The following is a 2008-nucleotide window of genomic DNA, read 5'->3' on the forward strand; positions in this document are numbered from 1 at the left end:
GCCGAGGTTGATCTCGCACAGCAGCCCGCGGGAGTCGTCGAGGCGGGCCTGCTCCTCGAGCAGCGTGACCGCGAACGCGCCGAGCTCCTGTCCGACCGTCATCGGTACGGCGTCCTGGAGCTGGGTCCGGCCCATCTTGGGCACCGTCCGGAACTCCGCCGCCTTGGCGGCGAAGGAGGCGGCCAGGTCGGCCGTCGACACGGCCAGCCACTCGATGACGGTCAGCAGCGCAAGGCGTACGGCGGTCGGGTAGACGTCGTTGGTCGACTGGCAGCGGTTCACGTGGTCGAGCGGGTGGATCTCGTCGTACCGGCCCCGCGGCAGGCCGAGGATCTCCAGGGCCCGGTTGGCGATGACCTCGTTGGCGTTCATGTTCGTCGAGGTCCCGGCACCTCCCTGGATGACGTCGACGACGAACTGGTCGTCCAGCTTCCCCGTGCGTACGTCGTCCGCTGCCGCCGCGATCGCTTCGAAGCGGCGGTCGTCGAGCAGGCCGAGCTCGTGGTTCGCACGTGCTGCGGCGAGCTTGACGGCACCGAGGGCCGCGACGAGCTCGCGGTGGACGCCGACGGGCGTGCCGCTGATCGGGAAGTTCGTCAGGGCACGGGCGGTGTGGACGCCCCAGTAGGCGTCGGCCGGCACCTCGTGCGGGCCGAGGGAGTCGTGCTCGGTGCGGGTCGCGATGGTCATCGTTGGTGCTCCTCGGCGATGTCGAGCGCTGTCCAGGCGAGGGCGGTCGCGGCGTCGAGCAACGCCTTCTCGGCGTCACCGCCGACGCAGTGGGCAGCGAACTCGGGTTGGTGGTTGAGGGCAGGGAGGGACCCGATGCCGATGTAGGGGTGGATGGCCGGCACGACCTGGGACACGTTGCCCATGTCCGTCGAGGCGCGGTTCATCCGCCGGGCGGGCGTGCCCGGGTCGAAGACGCGCCCCAGGCTCTCGGCGTTGCGCACGTAGGCGTCGACGGCCGGCTGGAAGGCGCGGAACTCGGCGTACGGCTTGCTCTCCGGGGTGATGTCGAGGCTCGCACCGGTGGCGAGGGCTCCTGCCTCGAAGCACCGCCAGACCTTCTCCTCGGTGGTGGCGAGCTGGTCGAGGGACTCGGCCCGGACGTACCAGCGGCCCTCGGTGCGGGCGGGGATGGCGTTCGGCGCCTCTCCCCCGTTGGTCATCACGCCGTGGACGCGCACGGTCGGCGGCAGCTGCTGGCGCAGCAGGCCGACGGCGACCTGCGCGATCGTGAACGCATCGGCGGCGTTGATGCCCTGCTCGGGATAGGCGGCCGCGTGGGCGCCCTTGCCCTGGTAGGTGATGTGGGAGTGCGACACCGCGAACGGCTCGGCCTCGGCGACGTCGACCGGCGCCGGGTGCGCCATCATCGCCAGGTCCAGCCCGGCGAACGCGCCGCGCTCCAGCAGCTCGATCTTGCCGCCACCACCCTCCTCGGCCGGCGTGCCGTAGACCTCGATGGTCAGGCCCGCGGCATCAGCCAGCGGCGCGAGGGCCCGCGCGGCACCGACCGTGATGGCCGAGATCAGGTTGTGCCCGCAGGCGTGCCCGAGTCCGGGAAGGGCGTCGTACTCGGCACACAGGCCCAGGCGGAACGGGCCGCTGCCGTAGGTGGCCAGGAAGGCCGTCTCCAGGCCGAGGTACGACGGCGTCACCGTGAAGCCGGCCTCGTCGAGGGCATCGGCGACCCAGCGGGACGAGTTGTGCTCCTCCCAGGCCGTTTCCGGGTTCGCGTGCAGCAGCTCGGAGAGGTCGATGAGTCGGCCGGCATCGGCGGCGATGGCGCCGGCGGCCCGGTCGTGCGCGGTGCGGGGCATTGTCACTCGTCCCCGGGGACGCCGTACGACGGTGCGGCGGTCGGGTCGAGCCCGCGGGTCACGTAGTCGTCGCGCTGCGGGAGCCAGACGTCGAGGAGGGCAGCGAGGTCCGCGATCGGCTGCTCGCTCCAGTCCACGCGCAGGTCGGTCACGCGCCAGGCCACGTCGCGCACGACGGAGAG

General features: G+C 72.1%; 2 protein-coding genes and 1 pseudogene. All 3 read right to left on the bottom strand.

The window, feature by feature from the left end; translation table 11 throughout:
* On the bottom strand, nucleotides 1–690 hold a 690-nt coding region (locus ACOADB_RS15175), incomplete at its 3' end, for a lyase family protein (protein WP_378600185.1).
* Complete coding sequence (locus tag ACOADB_RS15180; protein ID WP_378600188.1) at nucleotides 687–1826, bottom strand: M20 family metallopeptidase; 1140 nt, start codon at nucleotides 1824–1826, stop codon at nucleotides 687–689. The genes ACOADB_RS15175 and ACOADB_RS15180, both read right to left, overlap by 4 nt.
* Nucleotides 1827–1828: 2 nt before the next feature.
* Nucleotides 1829–2008: pseudogene (locus ACOADB_RS15185) on the bottom strand (DUF1028 domain-containing protein); the annotation flags it as partial.

Origin of the sequence: Nocardioides sp. CPCC 206348 (assembly GCF_048654705.1) — a bacterium.
Taxonomy (GTDB): domain Bacteria; phylum Actinomycetota; class Actinomycetes; order Propionibacteriales; family Nocardioidaceae; genus Nocardioides.

Coding starts and splice junctions, on each gene's coding strand:
- ACOADB_RS15180 (WP_378600188.1), bottom strand. CDS start 1,826: ATGCCCCGCACCGCGCACGACCGGGCCGCCGGCGCCATCGCCGCCGAT.